General features: G+C 64.7%; 17 protein-coding genes and 1 pseudogene. 7 read left to right on the top strand and 11 right to left on the bottom strand.

What is annotated here, in order from left to right; genetic code table 11:
- Positions 1-435 precede the first annotated feature (435 nt).
- Entirely contained in the window at positions 436-858 is a 423-nt protein-coding gene (locus RT131_RS08295; protein ID WP_313171969.1) for a YqaA family protein, read from the top strand.
- A 47-nt stretch (positions 859-905) separates the two neighbouring features.
- Here RT131_RS08295 and chrA read toward each other — a convergent pair whose 3' ends face one another.
- Both chrA and RT131_RS08305 read right to left on the bottom strand, forming a co-directional pair.
- Positions 906-2,177, bottom strand: coding sequence for a chromate efflux transporter (gene chrA / locus RT131_RS08300; RefSeq protein ID WP_313171971.1), 1,272 nt, complete (start codon positions 2,175-2,177; stop codon positions 906-908).
- Positions 2,170-3,147, bottom strand: a complete 978-nt coding sequence (locus RT131_RS08305; protein ID WP_313171972.1) for a chromate resistance protein ChrB domain-containing protein — start codon at positions 3,145-3,147, stop codon at positions 2,170-2,172. The genes chrA and RT131_RS08305 overlap by 8 nt, the downstream gene beginning before the upstream one ends.
- A 572-nt stretch (positions 3,148-3,719) precedes the next feature.
- Between RT131_RS08305 and RT131_RS08310 the strand changes: the two genes are divergently transcribed.
- Both RT131_RS08310 and RT131_RS08315 read left to right on the top strand, forming a co-directional pair.
- On the top strand, positions 3,720-4,325 hold the full coding sequence (locus RT131_RS08310) for a hypothetical protein (protein ID WP_313171974.1): 606 nt from the start codon (positions 3,720-3,722) through the stop codon (positions 4,323-4,325).
- Positions 4,326-4,384: 59 nt separating this feature from the next.
- The gene (locus RT131_RS08315) at positions 4,385-4,762 is read left to right on the top strand and encodes a hypothetical protein (RefSeq protein WP_313171975.1); all 378 of its coding nucleotides are present in this window, start codon (positions 4,385-4,387) and stop codon (positions 4,760-4,762) included.
- Positions 4,763-4,893: 131 nt separating this feature from the next.
- On the opposite strand, the pseudogene RT131_RS08320 reads toward RT131_RS08315, so the two are convergent.
- Positions 4,894-5,076 (bottom strand): annotated as a pseudogene (locus tag RT131_RS08320) (integrase); the annotation flags it as partial.
- A 44-nt stretch (positions 5,077-5,120) separates the two neighbouring features.
- On the bottom strand, positions 5,121-5,546 hold the full coding sequence (locus RT131_RS08325; RefSeq protein WP_017355167.1) for a MerR family transcriptional regulator: 426 nt from the start codon (positions 5,544-5,546) through the stop codon (positions 5,121-5,123).
- A gap of 41 nt (positions 5,547-5,587) precedes the next feature.
- Between RT131_RS08325 and RT131_RS08330 the strand changes: the two genes are divergently transcribed.
- The 4 genes from RT131_RS08330 to RT131_RS08345 all read left to right on the top strand — a co-directional run bounded on the left by RT131_RS08330 (position 5,588) and on the right by RT131_RS08345 (position 7,739).
- Positions 5,588-5,944, top strand: a complete 357-nt coding sequence (locus RT131_RS08330) for a mercuric transporter MerT family protein (RefSeq protein ID WP_017355168.1) — start codon at positions 5,588-5,590, stop codon at positions 5,942-5,944.
- Positions 5,945-5,952: 8 nt separating this feature from the next.
- Positions 5,953-6,240 carry a heavy-metal-associated domain-containing protein gene (locus RT131_RS08335; RefSeq protein ID WP_017355169.1) on the top strand — a complete coding sequence of 96 codons (288 nt, stop codon included), beginning with the start codon at positions 5,953-5,955 and terminating at the stop codon, positions 6,238-6,240.
- On the top strand, positions 6,233-6,445 hold the full coding sequence (locus RT131_RS08340; protein ID WP_080354540.1) for a GDCCVxC domain-containing (seleno)protein: 213 nt from the start codon (positions 6,233-6,235) through the stop codon (positions 6,443-6,445). Before RT131_RS08335 ends, RT131_RS08340 begins: the two co-directional genes overlap by 8 nt.
- Before the next feature lie 94 nt (positions 6,446-6,539).
- Complete coding sequence (locus RT131_RS08345; RefSeq protein ID WP_313171977.1) at positions 6,540-7,739, top strand: hypothetical protein; 1,200 nt, start codon at positions 6,540-6,542, stop codon at positions 7,737-7,739.
- 36 nt (positions 7,740-7,775) lie between these two features.
- On the opposite strand, the gene RT131_RS08350 is transcribed toward RT131_RS08345, so the two are convergent.
- The 7 genes from RT131_RS08350 to RT131_RS08380 form a co-directional block, all read right to left on the bottom strand.
- Positions 7,776-8,879, bottom strand: a complete 1,104-nt coding sequence (locus RT131_RS08350) for an acetate/propionate family kinase (RefSeq protein WP_036196077.1) — start codon at positions 8,877-8,879, stop codon at positions 7,776-7,778.
- A gap of 19 nt (positions 8,880-8,898) precedes the next feature.
- Positions 8,899-10,974 carry a heavy metal translocating P-type ATPase gene (locus tag RT131_RS08355; protein ID WP_082316348.1) on the bottom strand — a complete coding sequence of 692 codons (2,076 nt, stop codon included), beginning with the start codon at positions 10,972-10,974 and terminating at the stop codon, positions 8,899-8,901.
- A gap of 63 nt (positions 10,975-11,037) precedes the next feature.
- Positions 11,038-12,630 carry an AarF/UbiB family protein gene (locus RT131_RS08360; protein ID WP_017355174.1) on the bottom strand — a complete coding sequence of 531 codons (1,593 nt, stop codon included), beginning with the start codon at positions 12,628-12,630 and terminating at the stop codon, positions 11,038-11,040.
- 25 nt (positions 12,631-12,655) lie between these two features.
- Complete coding sequence (locus RT131_RS08365) at positions 12,656-15,121, bottom strand: xylulose 5-phosphate 3-epimerase (protein WP_313171979.1); 2,466 nt, start codon at positions 15,119-15,121, stop codon at positions 12,656-12,658.
- Positions 15,118-16,032, bottom strand: coding sequence for a ribose-phosphate diphosphokinase (locus RT131_RS08370; protein WP_017355176.1), 915 nt, complete (start codon positions 16,030-16,032; stop codon positions 15,118-15,120). Before RT131_RS08370 ends, RT131_RS08365 begins: the two co-directional genes overlap by 4 nt.
- On the bottom strand, positions 16,029-17,546 hold the full coding sequence (locus tag RT131_RS08375) for a thymidine phosphorylase family protein (RefSeq protein ID WP_049404647.1): 1,518 nt from the start codon (positions 17,544-17,546) through the stop codon (positions 16,029-16,031). Before RT131_RS08375 ends, RT131_RS08370 begins: the two co-directional genes overlap by 4 nt.
- Complete coding sequence (locus tag RT131_RS08380; RefSeq protein WP_017357192.1) at positions 17,543-18,928, bottom strand: MBL fold metallo-hydrolase; 1,386 nt, start codon at positions 18,926-18,928, stop codon at positions 17,543-17,545. The genes RT131_RS08375 and RT131_RS08380 overlap by 4 nt, the downstream gene beginning before the upstream one ends.
- Positions 18,929-18,948: the final 20 nt, after the last annotated feature.

Raw genomic sequence — 18,948 nt, forward strand, 5'->3', positions numbered from 1 at the left:
TGCACCACTGGAATCAGCCGAATGGAGTAGGGCATGCAGCCCCTTGGCATGCTCAGGATCAGAGCCCGAGTCGTGATCGCCCGGGTGGTGGTGGCCATGTTCGGCAGCAGCCACAACTGCATGTTCGGTGGAGTGCAGGTCCCCCACCAGGTTCAACATCGGCCGCACAACCGCGCCCAAGGCCAACAGCACAAAGAGGCTGACCCGAAGCAGATTGATGGTGGCCGGTGTACGGAACATTGGCCGTAGCTTAAGGTGCGTTGCCAGCGCTTGTCGACAAGGAATCTGTCCATTCCAACCAAAGAGTGCAAGGGTGGCGGATCTTGAGGGCCCCAAGCCGTTTCAGTAGAACGCGAAGGCTAGCCAGCGCTATAAAGGCGAACCGCAACGCGAGGCCCGCAAGTGATTGCAACTTAACCGACCGCGATACCTCCAATGATCTATTTGGGCTTGTTCTTTGCCGCCTTTCTAGCGGCCACGGTAGTTCCCGCCCAGTCGGAGGCGGTGATGGTTGCGCTCCTTTTGGCCGACCATCCGGCTGCGTCGCTGATCATCGTGGCCAGTGTCGGCAATATCCTGGGCTCAACAGTTAACTGGTGGCTTGGTTCCAAGGCTCTCCAGCTCAGTTCAAAGCGGTGGTTCCCGCTCAATCCGGCGCGATTGGCGAGGGCAAGTCGTTGGTACAGCCGGTATGGCCGCTGGTCACTTCTGCTGAGCTGGGTCCCGGTTATAGGTGACCCACTGACGCTTGCAGCTGGGTTCATGCGCGAACCACTACGAACGTTCCTGCCGCTGGTCGCCTTGGCAAAAACCGGTCGCTATGTTGCCCTTGCATGGATGACACTTGGCCTCCGATGAGGTTAGGAACGAACTTCGTCTACATGCGCGATGCCTGACTGCTTTGTTCAGAGCTGCAAGGCCGCCTGCGCGCCCCATCCCCATAAGGCAGCCCCCACGATGACTGCAGGTATCACCAGCCGCGCCTTGCTTTTGAACAGAACCGCGGTGGCGATGCTGAAAAGCACGATCGGAGCGACGCCATTTAGACACTGATGCAACAGGGCTACCGCTGTGCCAATAATCAAACCCACTACCGCGGCGGTCACACCTTCCAGGAATAGCTGGATACGAGGGCGACTGACCAACCGCTCCAACGTGTTGTGACCCAGCAGCGTAAGCAGAAACGCGGGAAGGAAAATCCCTGTCGTCATAGCAACCGCCCCCCATGGCCCCCCGGCCAGATAGCCGATGAAGGTAGAGAAAATGATCAGCGGCGCGGGGAGTAGTCCCGACAATGCAATGCCATCGAGGAACTGGGCGTTGCTGATCCACTCCCCCTGGATGACCGCATCCCTCTGTAGGAAGGGAATGACAGTGTATGCACCACCGAACGTCAGCAGGCCAGCCTTCAGGCCTGACGCGAATAGGGTAGGAATTGAAGTGCTGGCTGCATTCGCCGAGCTCCAAGCGGGAGCAGTGTCGGCAGCAAAGGAGGCTAGGCCCGCGAGGCCACCTTGTCGGATGACCACTAGACCGATCACACAACCAGCAAGCAACAGCAGGCCCATGCTAAGAAAGCCTTTCCAGCAGCGTGACACCGCATAGGTGAGGCCACCAAAGGCCAGCAAAATGGCGAAATGGATGCCAGCCATTTGCGCGAACGCTCCGAGGATCGTTATGACCAACAGCCATCGATCAGTGATCACGTGGCCTCCGATCCGAAATGTCGCCCGCACAATGAGTGCCGCCACCGCGACCTGGACGGCAGCAAAGACGGACTGGAATGCCTCGGCTTTCAGTCCGAAGCGCACATACGCCCAGGAAAGAATGAACATCAGAACGAAGCCGGGCAGCATGAATCCCAACCCTGCCAGGATGCCGCCGATACGCCCGCGTGCGAGCATCCCGAAGTAGACGCATAGCTCATGTGCTTCTGGCCCAGGCAAAACCTGATAGATCGCAAGAGCTCGATTGAACTGTGCACTGGACACCCAGCGCTCGTCATCCACCAACGCTTGTCTGATCATTCCTATCTGCGCGACCGGGCCTCCCCATGCCAGGCATCCAAAGCGGAGGAATCGCAAGAACAATGCCAGCAGCGACTCATGTGGCACCTGGTACCCCGCAAAGGGGGGCCCGGTCGTCACTTCTGAAGAGGGAGGGGGGGACTCAGACATGATCCGACCTCCTCCTTGCATTTGTGGTATCTCCGGCCTGAGCCGCCTTTTCAGAAAAGGTCGCGAACAGTGCATCCAATACCGCGCATGCCTGATCCAGCAACTGATCATCGTTGGCGATAGTGCGACGCAAGCCTGCGAGGATGCTCTCTGCTCCGGCTGCTTCCGGTGGCGCCCGCCCCCCAACGTCCAGGTAGTGGACAAGCGCACTCATTAAGTCGATCGCAGCACTCGTCAGTCCGAAACTGGCTGCCAGAACCTCAAACGTGACTTTTGAACCGACGTGCGAAAACTCAGCACCATCGTAGTCGAAGCCCACAACGCCATCAGGACGATCGCGTTCGTTGACCAGCCATCTGAAGGTAGCGCGGGGGTCGATGAAGCGTCGAATCAACCACGCACTGGCCAGACGGTCAATCCAGGGTCGCTGGCGGGTCGCCCAGATTCGCCCTTGGTAGTCCAAGCGACTCAGTTGCCGCAACGTGTAATCTGCGGCCTGCGGCTCGTCTGGCGCTTGAAGACGGGCGCAGCTACTTTCCAGCTCCATTAGTTCTGCGAGCACCAGTTGTTCCGTCCCTTCGGGAAAGAAGTCAATCGCGCTGATTGCTTCATAGCGGCTTCGCAGTTTCCGTGTGCGTTTGAGTGCTTCTGTGGGTGGCAGCTGTCCGACGTCGCACTTGGTGAGCCGCACTACTTCCATCAGCTCCGTATAGTCCTGGGTTCGGGCAAACATTGCCCGATACGGGGCCGCCTCAAGGATCTGCAACGGAAACCAGTGGGTATCGCCCCCACTTCTTTGCACGTCGTTCGCTATCGCTTGCAAGCGCACTTGCAGCTCTTCAGAAGCAGGCAAGAGATAAACGCCATCCCGCAGGCTTGTGGCGCCAACTGATTTCAGAGCACGCCATGCCCGCTGTCGGGCTGTCGCATTCCCGCTCGGAAGGGAAAGAATAAGAATCTGCCAGCTCATGAGTAGAGACTACTACTGAATCAGTAGCTATCTCTACATCAGAGTTGTTATTACCTTAGGTCTCGATCAGCCCATCCCCAGCCCCGGCCGACCAGGGGTTCCTGGGGCGATGCAGGCTGCGAAGCACCGTGGAGGAGCCCGGGAGGGCTATTAGTGGCTCAAGACAGAGTGTTGCCGGGGGTAATCCGGCCAAAAGTCGTCGCGCTGGGCGGGCGACGAGCGCGCTAACTGCCCAATGCCGCTAGAACGGGTCTCACCTTATGAGACGCAAGTCACTAAACGTTAGATTAACGGAAGTCATTTCCGAAAAATTAACGGATTGCACAGGCGTATGGATGGTGATTTAATGTATAGAGAGGGGTTTTATGTCAATCGACAAATACTCCTCGTAAAAAAGCCACCATGTGCTGGTGGCTTATCCTGAAATGCAGGACGGTAGCCCAGGGACTGAGCATCAAATATCTAACGAGCGATTCTAGCAGCAAATCTGGCCGACGTCAAAGAGCCTAGCTGTAATCGCACAGTCTTCTGAAACTGCCTTCTGCAGCAACGCTGAAACGGAGGAGTATCCATTGAGTAATCGCTTAACTGTACGAAAAGCGAGCCGCCTTGCGGTCGCTACCGAGGAAGAACTGGCCGAACAGGCACGACTGTACCAACGCTCAGGGCAGCGAGAGGGGATGTCATTTCCCCTCTGGTATACCAACTGCATCAAGCTGGCCGTGAAGGATGTCTGTGCGGGATTGAGTGCAAACGATGCGTACGCGCGCTTGGCTAACTTTCCCGGTCCGTTAAAGGACAAAGCAGAAGGGCTGGTTCGCAATTTCGTGGAGATTGTGGCCGCCAACGATGACGTGGACTTCACGCCGCGACCGAGCCCACCCAAGTGCTCAGCCACGGTTGACGGCGTTATCTTGAGGACGGGGCAGGATGTTGCCGTAGCCAGCCAGGATGGCAGGCTCCTGCTGCTCTACCTCCACGTTGTCGACGCACCCTTGAAAGCCGAGCAAGCCCAAACGTTGCTGCATCTTGCCCAGTACATCACTGACGCCAAGCAATTGAATGCGGAAGTGGCGATTGTTGATGTCCCGCGCAAGCGTCTGATTAAAGTGGCCGAGTCCTACGATCCTGAGCAGATCCGTAAGGCGGTGGCTTCTGCGATGAGCAAGTTGCATTAAGCATTCTCGGTACAGCGCTCGGTGAAGTAGCTCTGGGGGCGTATGGGGCAGCGAGCGTCATGAGGAAAAGGCAATGCTCGCCAGCAACTGGCGAGCTTTCGGCGGTGTGGGTGGAGACGCTTTTTCCAACGCTCGCCGCAGATGGCAGAAGTCTTCTATCTATCGATCAGCCAGAACTTGGCGCATACGGAGGTGTGGCGGTGGCTCAGTACAAGTATGAAAAGTACCTCAACAAGTCAGAGAATGAGGCATACGACCTGCTTTTTTCCCCTGGAGAAAATTGTGCTAACTCGGGCATCTACCGCTGTGAAGCGTGCGGTGATGAGATTGCTTCGAATAAGAACAACCCATTTCCCCCACAGAATCATCACCAGCATGCTCCAGGCGCAGGCGCCATCCGCTGGAGACTGATCGTTTTTGCGCAACAGAAGAAGTAGCCCTTGCCGGCCTTCAGCACTCGCAGGTAGGGGCGGCGAACCCCCCGGCCACGCTTGCGTAGTGCTTTCCAAAACGCCGTCGTTTGTCACAAGGAAAAACAACGCCGGTCCCGGTGATGGGGCCGGCGTACTCAATCCCCCGCGAGCCTTGCCGCTGGATTGTCCGCGACCGCTCCGGCCTGAAAGTAGCCCACCACGCTTGCCACGGAGCGGTGGTCAGTCATCGCCATCAAGGCGGGCAGGGCGACGCCCTGGCGAGCCCCTTCGGTGACGAAACCTGAGCGCAGACTGTGCCCGGCGAAATCCCCCTCCAGCCGAGGGTCGGCAGGGATTCGTGTAAAAACGGGCCGAAAGTGAGCTAACTGCCTGTCGCAGCTGGCTTTATTGGCCGCTCCAGAAAATCGAGGGTTGGGCAGCACTCTCCCGCCGGCACTTGGGCGCACCGCGCTATTTTCTGTTCGAGATCCCTCTCCAGCTGTCGCAGCTCGCGGATTCGTAGACGGACATCGACGAGCTTTCGCTCGGTCAGCTGACGGGTCTGCTCGCAAGAACCTTCGCCTGTGATCTCTAGCAGGCCAGCGATCTCGTCGAGGCTGAATCCCATCATCTGAGCGCGCCGGATGAACTGAAGCCGATTGACATCGTTTTCGTCGTAACGACGCACGCCTCCTATGGGTCGCTCGGGTTGACGCAGCAGCCTACGCCGCTGGTAGTAGCGCACGGTTTCGACGTGCACATCGGCCGCCGCCGCCAGCCGGCTGATCGTAAACGTGTTCGGACGCACGGCTTGACTCCGTACCTAGGTACAGAGGCTAGTATGCTCTGATGCAAACAACCCCGGCCAAATCGTCTGTTCCAGCCATCGTTGGCGCGAGCATCGCCGCCATTGGCGCATCGGTCTGCTGCGTCGTGCCGCTGGTGCTGGTCCTGCTGGGCATCAGTGGCGCCTGGATCGGCACCCTGACAGCTCTCGATCCCTTGAGGCCCTGGTTCAGCGCCGCCGCCGTACTGTCCTTGGCCGTGGCGTTTTGGATGCTGTATCGACCTGCGGCACGGTGCGGTGTGGATGGCAGTTGCATCGCCCCGGACGCTCTGCGACGCAGGCGACGTTGGCTCTGGTTGGCGACAGCCCTCATCGTCCTGTTGCTGCTGTTTCCCTATTACATCGTCTGGATTCTGTAGGAGGCGCGATGCACAAGTGGATACTGGCCCTGGTGGCTGCTCTGTCGGTCGGTGCCGCTCTTGCGACGCCCGCAACCGTAGTGATGCTCGATGCTGAGAACATGACCTGTCCCGCCTGCGGCATCACCATCAGGAAGGCGCTGGAGAAGGTGCCGGGCGTGGCCGATGTGAAGGTGGACACCCGGGCTGAAACAGTCACGGTGACGTTCGAATCGAGCCAGACGGATGCAGCCGGAATCGCGCGTGCAGTCACGGAAGCAGGCTTCCCGGCCAAGGTGCGGACTGGCGGTGAGTGACGTCAAGCTGGAAAGCATCTTGACCTGCCCGGAGTGCGGCCATCGGGCGACCGAGACAATGCCCATCACAGCGTGTCAATTCTTCTATGAGTGCACGGGCTGTGGAGCGGTTTTGCGTCCGCATCAAGGCGACTGCTGTGTGTTCTGCTCGTTCGGAACAGTGCCATGTCCACCGATCCAACAGAACAATCCCTGTTGTGGTTGAACCGCGGACTCCGATAATAGTTGGACAGACAGGCTGCGAGATCGACTGTGCCACCCTGGAAAGCGCGCCGCTCAACCAGCGGTGTGCATGCGAAGTGGTCGACATCCTCCGTCTGCACGAGTCGATCCGGGGTGCCTTTCCGGAGTTCACGACTGATCCCGCCGTACACGCGCACTTATTTTCACCCTATGCCTTGTTCGTTGATCGGCCCGCGTTGGAGGCCATGGGACGAGTCGCGGCGGCGGTCTTCGACGTCGCAGGAAACCCGGGATATAGCCAACGGGTCCTGCAATGGGCCCCTGACATTGCAACCCATGATCCGGGTTCGGCGGGGGGCGTCCTGGGTCTGGACTTTCACCTGACGGTCGATGGCCCGCGGCTGATCGAGGTCAACACCAATCCAGGCGGTCTGCTCCTCAATGCCTTGTTGCTCGATGCCGTGCGGTCTTGCGCGCCGCCAGCATGGGCCACCTGGACCAACGCGGCCCAAGCGCGTGATGCGGCCGTCACGGCCTGGATGGAGGATGCTCGGCAGCAATCCGGGCGCACGCCGTCGCGCCTGGCCATCGTGGACAGCACTCCGCGAGCGCAGTTCCTTTACCCCGAGTTTGTGCTGTACGCGAACGCGTTTCGGGACCATGGCGTGGACTGCGTGATCAGCGCTCCCGAGGATTTGTCGTTTGGTTCGGACGGGCTTGAGGATGCCCACGGTCGAATCGACACTGTCTACAACCGGTTGACCGATTTCGCGCTCGAGGATGCCTCGCATGCAGACATTCGTGAGGCTTACCTGGCAGGGGACGTCGCGCTGATGCCGCATCCCCGAGCACACGCGCTGTTTGCCGACAAGCGCAACCTTGCGGTGCTCGGGGACCCGGCTCTGCTCGGCGGGTTCGGGGTCGATGCGGGTTCGACGGCACTGCTGGGCCAGGTGATCCCGCCCACGGTCGAACTCGTGCCCGCGAACCGGGATGCGTTGTGGGCAGTGCGCAACGGATATTTCTTCAAGCCTGCAGCAGGGTTTGGCAGCCGTGGGAGTTATCGGGGCGACAAGTTGACCCGGCGGACTTGGGCGTCTATGGCGTCGGCGACCTACATCGCACAGGCCTTCGCGCCACCGAGCATGCGGATCGTGCATGGGGGCCAGTCCCTCAAGGCGGATGTGCGCTGCTTCGCGTCCGAGGCGGGTGTCCTGTTGTTCGCGGCCAGGCTGTACCAGGGCCAGACCACGAACATGCGCACCCCCGGTGGTGGATTCGCAGCGGTGCTCACGTCGCCACGGATCGAGGAGTGATTCCCCACCGGAGCCGACCCTTGGGGCGTGTCGTGGCTACAGCCAGGCGAGTGCCGATTCAGCCAGTTCGCGCTCCTCATCGATCGCGACGTTCCATATGCTCGGCCCGCCCCCGCGGTCGATCCGCGTGGCTCCAGCATCGTTGACGTCAGGTGCCAGCGCCAGGCCGAGCCAGGCCAGTCGCGCGACGATGCGAGCCCGCAAAACCGGCGCGCGATGGCCGATGCCGCCGGAAAAGACGACATGGTCGAGACCGCCAATTGCCGTGGCCATGGCCGCGATGGACTGCGCAATCCGGACTGCAAAGAGCTCCACGGCAAGCTGGGCCTGCGGGCCGGGATCCGTCAGCAACACGCGCATGTCGCCATGGCCGGCGATTCCGGCAAGGCCTGCACTGCGGTACAGGCCGTTTTCAAGCGCCTGCGCATCCAGGCGTTCATGCCTCAGCAGATACAGCAACGCGCCGGGATCGAGATCTCCGGAGCGGGTAGGGCTCGGGATTCCACCCAGCGGAGTGAGCGCCATGGTGGTGTCGCGGCTGCGGCCGCCCTCGACGGCGCAGACGCTGCAGCCACCCCCCAGATGCGCGAAGACAGCGCGGCCCTTCAGGATTCCAGCGTCGTGGCTGGCCACTATGCGGAGCGCGGAGGCAAAGGCGAGTCCATGGAAACCGTAGCGGCGGATGCCCAGCGCATCCCATGCTTCAGGGACAGGCAAGCGCCGGCTCCAGGGCGCGAGCGACGCGTGGAAGTCGGTGTCGAAGGCCACGCCTTGGCGCGCGTGCGGCCAACGCATGCGCGCGGCACGCGCGAAAGCGAGGGCTACCGGCTGGTGCAAGGGTGCGAACGGCACCAATGCATCCAGTTTCGCGAGCACGGTTTCGTCGAGCTCGCGGGCGTCGTGCAGGTCACCGCCATGTACGATTCGGTGCACCACCACGTCGGGGCTGGGCCACGGCTCCGACAATGCCTCGAGCAGGGTGGCAAGGCGCTCCTGCGCATCCACGCCGACTGGAATTTCGGCCCGGGAGCGCTCGAGCAGACGAGACTGCGCGCCGTGTCCCTCAGTGTTGAACAGATAGGACGCGCCCTTGAGGGTGGACGAGCCAACGTTGAGTGCAAGAAGCCGGCGCGTGGTCACAGGTGTCCCCGAATCATGTTCATGGGGACCGCACCGCCCGGCGCAACAACTGCGCATTGATTGCCACAACGACGGTGCTCAGCGACATGAGCACTGCCCCAAGCGCAGGTTGCAGCAGGATCCCCCATGCGGCGAGAACGCCAGCGGCGAGAGGGATGGCGACGATGTTGTAGCCGGCGGCCCACCACAGGTTCTGGATCATCTTGCGATAGGTGGCCTTGCTCAATTCGATGATCGCTGGCACGTCGCGCGGGTCGCTGCGCACGAGTACGACGTCGCCGGCCTCGACCGCGACGTCCGTCCCTGTGCCGATGGCGATGCCGACGTCGGACGTGAGCAGCGCCGGAGCGTCATTGACACCGTCACCCACCATCGCGACGCGCTTGCCCTGGGCCTGCAGCTCCTCGATCTTTGCCACCTTGTCCTCGGGCAATACCTCGGCGAAGACGGTGTCGATGTTGAGTTCCTTCGCGACCGCGTTTGCGACCGCCGTGGAATCACCCGTCAGCAGGACAACCTCCAGTCCTTCGTCGTGCAGCCGCTTGACCGCGTCGAACGATTCGGGACGGATGGCATCCGCGATCGCAAATACGGCGAGCACCCGGTCGCCTTCCACCAGGTAGGTTGCAGATTGACCATCGGCTGCCGCTGATTCGGCAGCCCGCCGAAGCGTCTCCGGCGGTTCGACCGCGAGCATTCTCAACAGACCCGGCCCGCCAACGTGAAGCGAGCGCTCCTCGACGACTGCGCGCACGCCGCGTCCCGGCATGGACTCGAAGTCCTGCGACATCGGAACGTCGATGCCATGTTCCTTGGCGCTGGTCATCAGCGCCTGCGCGATCGGATGTTCAGCGTCGCGCTGGACCGACGCGGCCACGCGAAGCACCTCGTCGTCGGTGAGTCCATCGGCGGCAGTGGTCTTCACGACGCGGTGCGAACCGAGCGTGAGCGTGCCTGTCTTGTCGAACACGACCGTGTTCAGCAAACGGGCCTCTTCCAGGCCGCGTCGATCGCGCACGAGCAGGCCGTTCCGTGCGCCAATCGTGGTCGAGATGGCGGTCACCAGCGGGATGGCCAAACCCAGCGCATGGGGACAGGCGATCACGAGCACGGTCACTACGCGCTCGATCGTGAAGCTCCACGGTCGACCGAGGAGTGGCCAGACAATGGCGGTAACCGCGGCGGAGACGATGGCGATGATCGTGAGGTAGAACGCCGCCCGGTCCGCCAGGGCCTGGGCGCGCGAGCGCGACGTCTGGGCCTGCTCGACGAGCCGCATGATACCCGCGAGCGCGGTCTCGTCGCCGGTTCCCGTCACCTCGACACGCAACGAGCCCTGTCCGTTGACGGTGCCGGCGATCACCCGGTCGCCCGTCGACTTGTCCATCGGCTTGGACTCGCCGGTGATCATCGCTTCGTTGACGGCGCTGGTCCCTTCCTTCACGACGCCGTCGGCGGGAATGCTCGCGCCGGGCCTGATGAGCAGCAGGTCGCCGCGCTTCAGTTCCGCGACAGGGACTTCCTTCGCGGTACCGGCCTCATCCAACCGCACCGCCATATCAGGCAGCAGCTTCGCGAGTTCCTTGAGAGCGCCCTGTGCCTGGTTGATCGAACGCATCTCGATCCAGTGGCCGAGCAACATGATCGCCACCAGCGTCGCCAGCTCCCACCACAGGTCCAAGCCCTCGACAACGCCGAGCGTGACCAACGCGCTGTAAAGGAAGGCGACGGTGATCGCAAGCGAGATCAGCGTCATCATGCCCGGCAGGCGATTTCTCAGCTCGTGGTATCCGCCGCGGAGGAACGGCGAGCCGCCGTAGAAGTACACGATCGTGCCGAACACCGCCGGGATGTACGCCGACCCCGGGAACTGTGGTGCGGTGTAGTCGAACCAATGCTGGATCATCCCGCTCCAGATCAGAGTGGGGATGGTCAGCAGCAGCGTGAGCCAGAACTTGTCGCGGAAGCTCGCCACGCTGTGGCCGGCATGCTTGTCGTGCCCGGCATGGACGTCACCTTCAGCACCCGTGCGGGGATGCGGCGGTTGCTCGCCGTGCGCCTGATGATCTTGATGATGATGATTGTGTTGCGTCATGGGTCTGCCTTCCTGGATGCACTGATGCGCCGGGCACCAGCGGGGAGATAGATCAGTGTTCTGTTACAAGTGTCCCGATCTGGCGATGGCCATCACCAGCCGCAGTGAGAGCAATCCCGCAGCAGCGAAAGCCACCATAGCCAGGAAAGGCATGTGACCGAACACTTGCGGGCCGTCGGAATGCAGGCTCAACAGCGCACCGCTTACGTACAGGCCCAAGGTGACCAGGGCCAACGCCAGCCGGTTGCCCGTGCGCGCGATTGCCTCCTGCGTGGAACTCAGGCCATGGTGGTGTACGGAGAAGGCGGGTCGTCCGTCGCTCAGTTGCGCCTGCCGCAACAGGTCGGTGGCGATCTGTGGCAGTTGGCGCGCAGTGCGGGCCAGCCGCATGGCAAGCGGCCTGTTGCCGCTGGGGCGGCTGGCTTCGGCAATGTCGGCGATCGCGGCCGCCTGCGCGGACAGCGTCCCCAGCAGGTCCAGATTCGGATCCAGCGCCCGCAGCGTGTTCTCGACCAGGAACAGCGTCCGGATCAGGGACAGCAGGTGGGCCGGAAGCCGGAAGCCAGCGCCCTGCCCAATGCGTGCCACGCGCCAGATTGCCTCGGCAATGGACCACTGCGCCAGCGGACGGCTGGCCATCTCGGCCAGGATCAGGTGGATCTCGCGCACATGCGAGCGGCGGTCGACCTGCGACGGGAAGAAGCCCATGGCGATCGCTGCATCCAGCACGCCCTCGGCGTCGTCGGCCGCAATGGCCTCGACCATGCCGCCGAGCGCGAGCCGGGATGCAGGGTCGAGCACGCCGATCGATCCAAAGTCATGCAGGCACAGGCGCCCGTCGTCAAAGAAGAACAGATTCCCCGGGTGCGGGTCGGCATGGAAGACGCCGGCGCCGAAGAGCTGATGCACGTAGGCACCGAGCAGCGCCCTTGCCAGTGCGGGAGCGGCCGCTGTGCCGTACGCGGCCTCCAGACGGGTCCCGTGGCTTCGATCCTGCACAAGCACGTTGCGGGTGGCATACGGCTCGACGACGTGCGGCTGGGTGATGCCGGGCAGGGCATCCAGCACCTTGGCCATGCGCCGCATGTTCTGCGCCTCGTGACGCATGTCGATCTCGTCACGCAGGAATGCGCCTAGTTCGTCCACCAGTTCGAGCGGCCGGTGGCGTTTCAGTGGCGGCCAGATCCACTGGGCGACGCGCATCGTGCGCCGCAGGAGCAGCAGATCCGCCTGCACCTGGGCATGGATCCCGGGGCGGGTGATCTTGACGACCACATCGCGACCATCATGCATGCGCGCTGGATGGATCTGGGCCACTGAAGCCGCGGCCAGGGGCTTGTCATCGAAGCTGGCGAAAAGTTCGCCGACCGGCGCGCCAAACGCCTGTTCGACGATACGCATGGCCTCCTCCGCCGGGAAGGGGGGCACATCGCTGTGCAATCGCGACAGCGCCTCGCGATAGGGCGCCGGCAGCAGGTCCCAGCGCAGGCTCAAGCCCTGGCCCAGCTTGACGAAGGTGGTGCCCAACCCCACCAGTGTGGTGCTGACGTATGCCGGAAGCAGGTCGGGTGCACGTCGGCGCAGGCGCAGCACGGCGACGCCGAGCTTGAGTCCCGCCCAGGCAATCTGGCCTCCGCGCCGCACCGTGCCCGCCATCAACGCGCGCTCCCGGTTGGACAACTCATGGCGTCGACCCACTTGCAGGACGCAGGATCGTGGCCGGATCGCCCCGACCATCCACTGCCGCCAGCTCCGCTTCCGACAACAGGCCGCCCCGGGACTGGCCGAGGACGCCCGCGGCCGCATCGGCCACGTGCGCCCAGGTGCTGCGGTTGGCGAACAGCAGTCCCAGCACGTCCAGCGTGCCGCCGCGGTTGACGAAGCCGAGCGCCGCGGTCGTGGCCGGGCCAGTGTCGAGCCGGCGCAGCGCGCCCAGGAAGGGCTCGGGCCGCGTATGCGTGACGAATATGCGCGGCCGTTCCGCCGGGAACAGTGCATGGACCTCGCTGTCGGAGTGCACGTACCGCGCCTCGTCCGGATCGCGCGGCGTGCGGAACCGGCCGGGCTCGCCGAGATAGACGATCGCGGCCGACACGCCACGTTCAACGAGGCGCACCTGCGCGTGGCGCACTTCCTGCAATTGGTAAGCACCGGTGGCGACCAGCAGGATCGCCGCTGTCGCCGGGTTGCCGGCCAGGCATAGCGCACCTTGGGTGGCCAGCGCCTGCGCCTGCGTCGGTGTCAGCTCGTGCGGCACCGGTCGCTTGGGGACGACCAGGGTGGTGACCGTGCCGCGTTGCGCGTAGGCGTGGGCGAGGGCCGCGGCGGCGCCGTTGGCGTCCGGGGGAAACACCACGCGCGATATGTCGGCCATTTCGCCCAGGAGCGCCTCGGCCATGGTCGGATCCTGATGGGACTGCTCGTTCTTCGCGTTCTCCCACGTGTGCGAGGTCAGCACGAGAGGCACGCCCAGCCAGCCGGGCGGTCGCCCCGCCTGTGCCTGGTGACGCGCGAAGATCAATTCCTGGCGCACGGCGCCAAGCATCTTCGGTGCGAACGCCTCGTAGGTGACCACCAGGTTCAGCCCGCCCTTGTTGCCGAGCGCGGCGCATACCACGGCTTCCTCATTAAGCGCGGTGATGACCGCGCCAGTGGTCGATTCCGCGACACCGGGCTCGGGCTCGTGCACCCGGTGCTTCATTGCGTCCAGGGTGCGATCGAGCTTGTTGCTGCGCAGCTCGTCAGGATTGCCCACGCGCACGCGCAGCCCCGGGTTCGCTTCGGCGATGGCGACGAACTGCTCGTCGAGCGCGGTCATCGGCGAGCTCTCGCCGCCGGCGCCGCGGTCGGCGATCGCCGGGACGCGGGGCGGTTCCACCTGGCGATCGGCCAGCGCATGGTCGCGCTCGCGCACGCGCTGCTGGAGGTCGTGGCTGTTGAGTGCGGCAACAGCCTCCTCGAGCTCGGACGCGGCCACGAACAGCGCCGCGGCGCCTTGATTGAAGAGCGCGCGTGCCTCGGCCTCCTTCGACGGATTCCCGGGCAGGGGCAGGTTGTGCGAGGCGTTGGTCCCGGCGCCGGGGAATCCGAAGCCCTTCACGGTTTCGGCAATGCCATAGGGCAGCCGCACGTCGGCATCGGGAACGGCGGCGCCCGCTTGCAGGCGCGACTCCATCACATGGATACCCCACGCGATGCTGGCCGGATCGCGCCCGTCCAGCGCGATCGGATCAAAGCCGTTCAATCGCAGGTGCCGGTCCAGCCACCGCTCGCCGCCCTGCTGGGCGATCTGGCTGCGCTGTTCGATGCGCCGCCCGTTGAGGATGATGATCGGGCTGACCAGCCCGCTGTCCTCGGCACGCCACCAGCGCGGCGCCCAGTCGCTGCCGCGCTGTTCCTCGAACGCACCGTCGCTGAGGAACGCCACCAGGCGTTCGTCCTTGAGCGGTGCATGCACGTACTGCAGTTCGGCAAAGCCGAGATAGCCGCCTTCCATCACGCCCCCGGCGGTGTGCGCATTGACGTGGGAGCCCAGGGGCGACGCCGGTGTTCCGTCCGGATTGAGGGTGTAGGCATAGAAGTCGCCGACGAACCGGCTCAGCCCCGCGTCGGAGCGGTCGTAACGTTCGGCGTGCCGGGCGGTCATGTTGCCAACCAGCACGTTCAGCGCGTCGATGGCGGCCACGCAGTGCCCCTGGCCCATCATCCATGCGCGGGTGACGCCATCCAGGGCGTCCATCAGCAGGTAGCCGGCGTAGGCCGGCACCATGTTGAGGGACCCGCCAGTGTGGCCTTCGGGCGTGGCCTTGAAGTCATCGGCCTCGAGGGTCGCGCCGTCGGTGCGGACCCGCTGGCTGTAGGTCATGTGGGCCACCAGCCACATGCCGGCGCTGGTGACGCGATCGGCCGCGGCGAGCCGCTGCCAGGCGGTGCCGGCATCGGGCGTGCGGCCCAGGGCCACCAGCTCGTGCACCATCTGGCGGACCCGGAGCTGGGTGAGCGGGTCATGTCGGATCACGCCGTAGCCGGCCGCCCAATGGTCAAACGCGGGATCGGCCCGCCGGTGGGCGTCGGCGAGTTCAAGGGTCCGCTGGCGCTCGGCGGCCGACAGCTGGTCGGCGGTGCAGCAGTTGAGATGCAGGTTCATGGGTCCTCCGGGGAGTCGGCCGAAGCGGACATCAGGGTCGATGCCGCGTCAGCGAGGTCCGCGCCGAGCGCGATCGCGTTCGACGGGTGGGCAATGGTGTCGGTACTGACGATGCGGGCCAGACCTGCTTCCTGCAGGCGGGCATAGGCATCGCCGGCGAACACCGGATGGATGGCGACCAGCAGTGGCGGCGGCAACGACAACCGGCGCAGGTGTGCGAGGGTCTCCAGGATGGTGTGGCCGGACGACACGATGTCGTCGATCAGGACCGGGGTCCGGCCCGCCACGGCCTGCGGGTCGGGCAGGCTGACGCGCACGTCGTAGTCGCCGTGCCGCTCCTTGGCCAGCACCTGGTAGGGCATGCCGGACAGGGCGGCGATGTCCGCTACCCACTGCTCGCTCTCGCTGTCAGGGCCGATCAGCACAGCGTCGGGGACGGTCTCAGCGATCCAGCGGGCCACGGCCGGCGTCGCCGATACGTGGACCGTCGGAATGCGGTAGAGCGACTGCAGGCGCTCGACGCGGTGCAGGTGCGGGTCCACGGTCACCAGCCAGTCGAAAGCCTCTTCGAGGAATTGCGCAAACAGCGGTGTACTGACCGCCTCGCCGCGATGGAAGCGGGTGTCCTGGCGCATATACCCCAGGTAGGGTGCGATGAGGCCGACCGAACGAGCCCCGAACTCGCGCGCGGTCCGGGCGGCGAAGCGCAGCGGGAGGGCCAGGGCATCGGCGTTGCGCAGGCTGGCCAGGATCGCCACATCGGCGCCGTCCAGTGCGTCGTCCAGGGTGACCAGCGACTCGCCATCGGGGAAGTGCCGCCAGGCCACGGGTGCAATGCGCGCCTGCAGGGGCTGGTTGATGGTGCCGGCCAACACTGCATCGGCCGGGAAGGGCATCAGCACACGGGTCATGGAACCTCTCCAAGCACAAAGGGTTGCAGCGTCGCGGCGTGCTCCAGGGCGTAGGCCAGTTCTCCCGGCGACTCCGCATGCAGGGTCATCATGGGCTGTCCGCGCTCGACCGTATCGCCGATCCGCAGACCGGTTTCGAGGCCGGCGGTGGGGGATGTCGGGGCGCCGGCCAGCTTGGCCAGTTTGGCCAGCCTGCGGTTGTCGATCGCCGCGATGCGGCCCGATGCAGGCGCCGGGACGTCGGCGGTGAACGCCGCCCGTGGCGGTTCGCGGAAGCCTCCCTGGGCCTCGCAGATCGCCAGGAACTTGGCCAGCGCCGCCCCGGAATCCAGCACGCCGCGCGCGCGCTCCAGTCCGGTGCCGGCGTTGCTGCCCGCTGCCATGTCCAGCAGCGCCGCGGACAGCGCAAGTGCGCGTTCGCGAAGGTCGGCGGGTGCATCGGCCGCGTTGCGCAGCACCTTGAGCACGTCGTGCGCCTCGAGCGCCGGGCCGATTCCCCGACCCACCGGCTGGGTGCCGTCGGAGCGATGGATGCCCAACTGCAATCCCAGCGCGCCCGCGGTGTGGGCAAGCCGCGTGCCGAGGCTGTGGGCCGCGGCCTCACCTCGCACCTTGGCCGTCGGACCCACCGGCATGTCGATCAGGACGTGGGTGGAGCCCGCGGCTATCTTCTTCGACAGCACGCTGGCGACCAGTTGGCCGTCGCTGTCGAAATCCAGCGGGCGCTGGACCCGGATCAGGATGTCGTCGGCCGGGCTCAGGCGCACGTTGCCACCCCACACGATGCAGCCGCCCTCGCGCTCCACCACCCGGCGCATCGCCGCCAGGTCGAGCGCCACCGGCGCCATCACTTCCATGGTGTCGGCGGTGCCCGCGGGCGACGTGATCGCGCGCGACGAGGTCTTCGGGATGCGGTAGCCCAGCGCAGCCACGATGGCCACCACGATCGGGGTGGTGCGATTGCCCGGCAGGCCACCTACGCAGTGTTTGTCCAGCACCGGCCCTTCGCCCCAGTCCAGGCGCTGGCCCACGGAGATCATGGCTCGCGTCAGCGCGGTCGTCTCCGCATGGTCCAGGCGGTCACCCGCGCTGGCAGTGACGAAAGCTGCAAGCTCCAGGTCCGACAACCTGCTTTCCATCACGTCCTGCACCAGGGCGAAGTACTGCGCGTCGTCCAACCGGGCGCCGAACACCTTGGCACGGAGCGCGCCCGCCGACGCCGCGGGTTCCGCGTGCCTGACGCCGGCGAGGGCGTCGGGCGCGGGATCGAGGAGCGTCCACGCGGCCTCCGACAACGCCACCTCGTCCAGGCCGAGCCGATCGTCGATGACCACGTTCAGCGTCGCCACCAGCGTGCGGGCGTCCACGTCCAGCCTGACGCGCGTCATCGCGGCAAAGCCTTCCGAGCGACAGACCTCGCAGTCGCGGTGCATATAGACCACCGGCTGCTGGTAGGTGTCGATGCCGGCACGGGTGACGCGCAGGCGGGTGTGGCCCGGGGCCTGCGTGGTCATCTCGCATCCTCCAATCCGACTTGCTCCAGGTGCCCCGGCACGCGCGCACGCCAGCCCAGTTCACGCTGCACGCGCCCGCGCAGCGTGTCTGCAGCGTCGGGCTCGCCGTGGGTGAGGTAGACCATGCGCGGCGCGGACGGCGCGGTGCGCATCCAGTCCAGCAGCTCCCCGGCGTCGGCGTGGCCGGAGAAGCCCTCCAGCTGCACCACCTCGGCGCGGATGGGGACCTCGCGGCCGAACATGCGCAACGTGCGCTTGCCTGCCGCCAGCGCGGCACCGCGTGTTCCTCCGGCCTGGTAGCCCGCGAGCAGGATCGCGTTGCGGTCATCGGGGCCGAACGCCTCGATGTGGTGCAGCACGCGCCCGCCGGTGATCATGCCGCTGGCCGAGATGATGATCATCGGCCCGCGCTGGCGGTTGAGTGCCTTCGACTCTTCTACAGTGTTGACGAAGGTGGCCACGTCGAACATCCGCTGGCAGTCCTCGTCGGACACGTGGTGCTCGGAGTGGTGGTCGTGGTAGTGCCGGGTCGCGTTGATCGCCATCGGGCTGTTGAGGTAGACCGGCACGCGAGGGATGTCCTTGCGCTCACGCAGCCGGGCGATATGCAGCATGAGCGCCTGGGCGCGGCCGATGGCAAAGGCGGGAATGACGATCACGCCCCCGCGGGCGGCAACGCGGCGGATGATCGGTGCCAGCTCGGCTTCTTGGTCGATCGGAATGTGTTCCCGATTGCCATATGTGGATTCGCAGACCAGGACGTCACAGGCGGGCAGGGGCGTCGGCGGATTCATCAGCGACTCCTGCTGCCGTCCCAGGTCGCCACTGAAGTGCAGGCGCTGGCCCTGGACGTCAAGGCTGACATGGGCAGCGCCCAGGATGTGGCCGGCAGGATGGAAGCGGATCGTGACGCCTGATGCGACCTCGATGTCGCGACCATAGTCATGCCCCTTGAGCTGCTTCAGGCTGCGGCGGGCGTCATCCTCGGTATAAAGCGGCCGTGGTTCCTTGTGCTTGGAGTACCCCTTGCGGGCCGCGTACTTGGCCTCCTCTTCGAGCAGGTGTCCGCTGTCGGGAAGCAGCAGGCCGCACAGGGCCACGCTGCCATGGGTGCAGTGGATCCGGCCGCGGAACCCTTGTTTGACCAGTGCGGGCAAGTAGCCCGAATGGTCCAGGTGGGCGTGGGTCAGGACCACCGCGTCGATTGATGACGCCTCGACGGGAAACGGAGCCCAGTTGCGCTCGCGCAATTGCTTGTAGCCCTGGAACAGGCCGCAGTCCACGAGCACGCGCTGACCGTTGGCCTCGACCAGGTAGCGCGAGCCGGTCACGGTGCCCGCGGCACCGAGGAATTGCAGGGTGGGGTTGGAAGACGCTGTCATGGTGTGGCTCCTGTCCTGGA

This window comes from Stenotrophomonas sp., from assembly GCF_032066555.1.
Lineage (GTDB): Bacteria > Pseudomonadota > Gammaproteobacteria > Xanthomonadales > Xanthomonadaceae > Stenotrophomonas.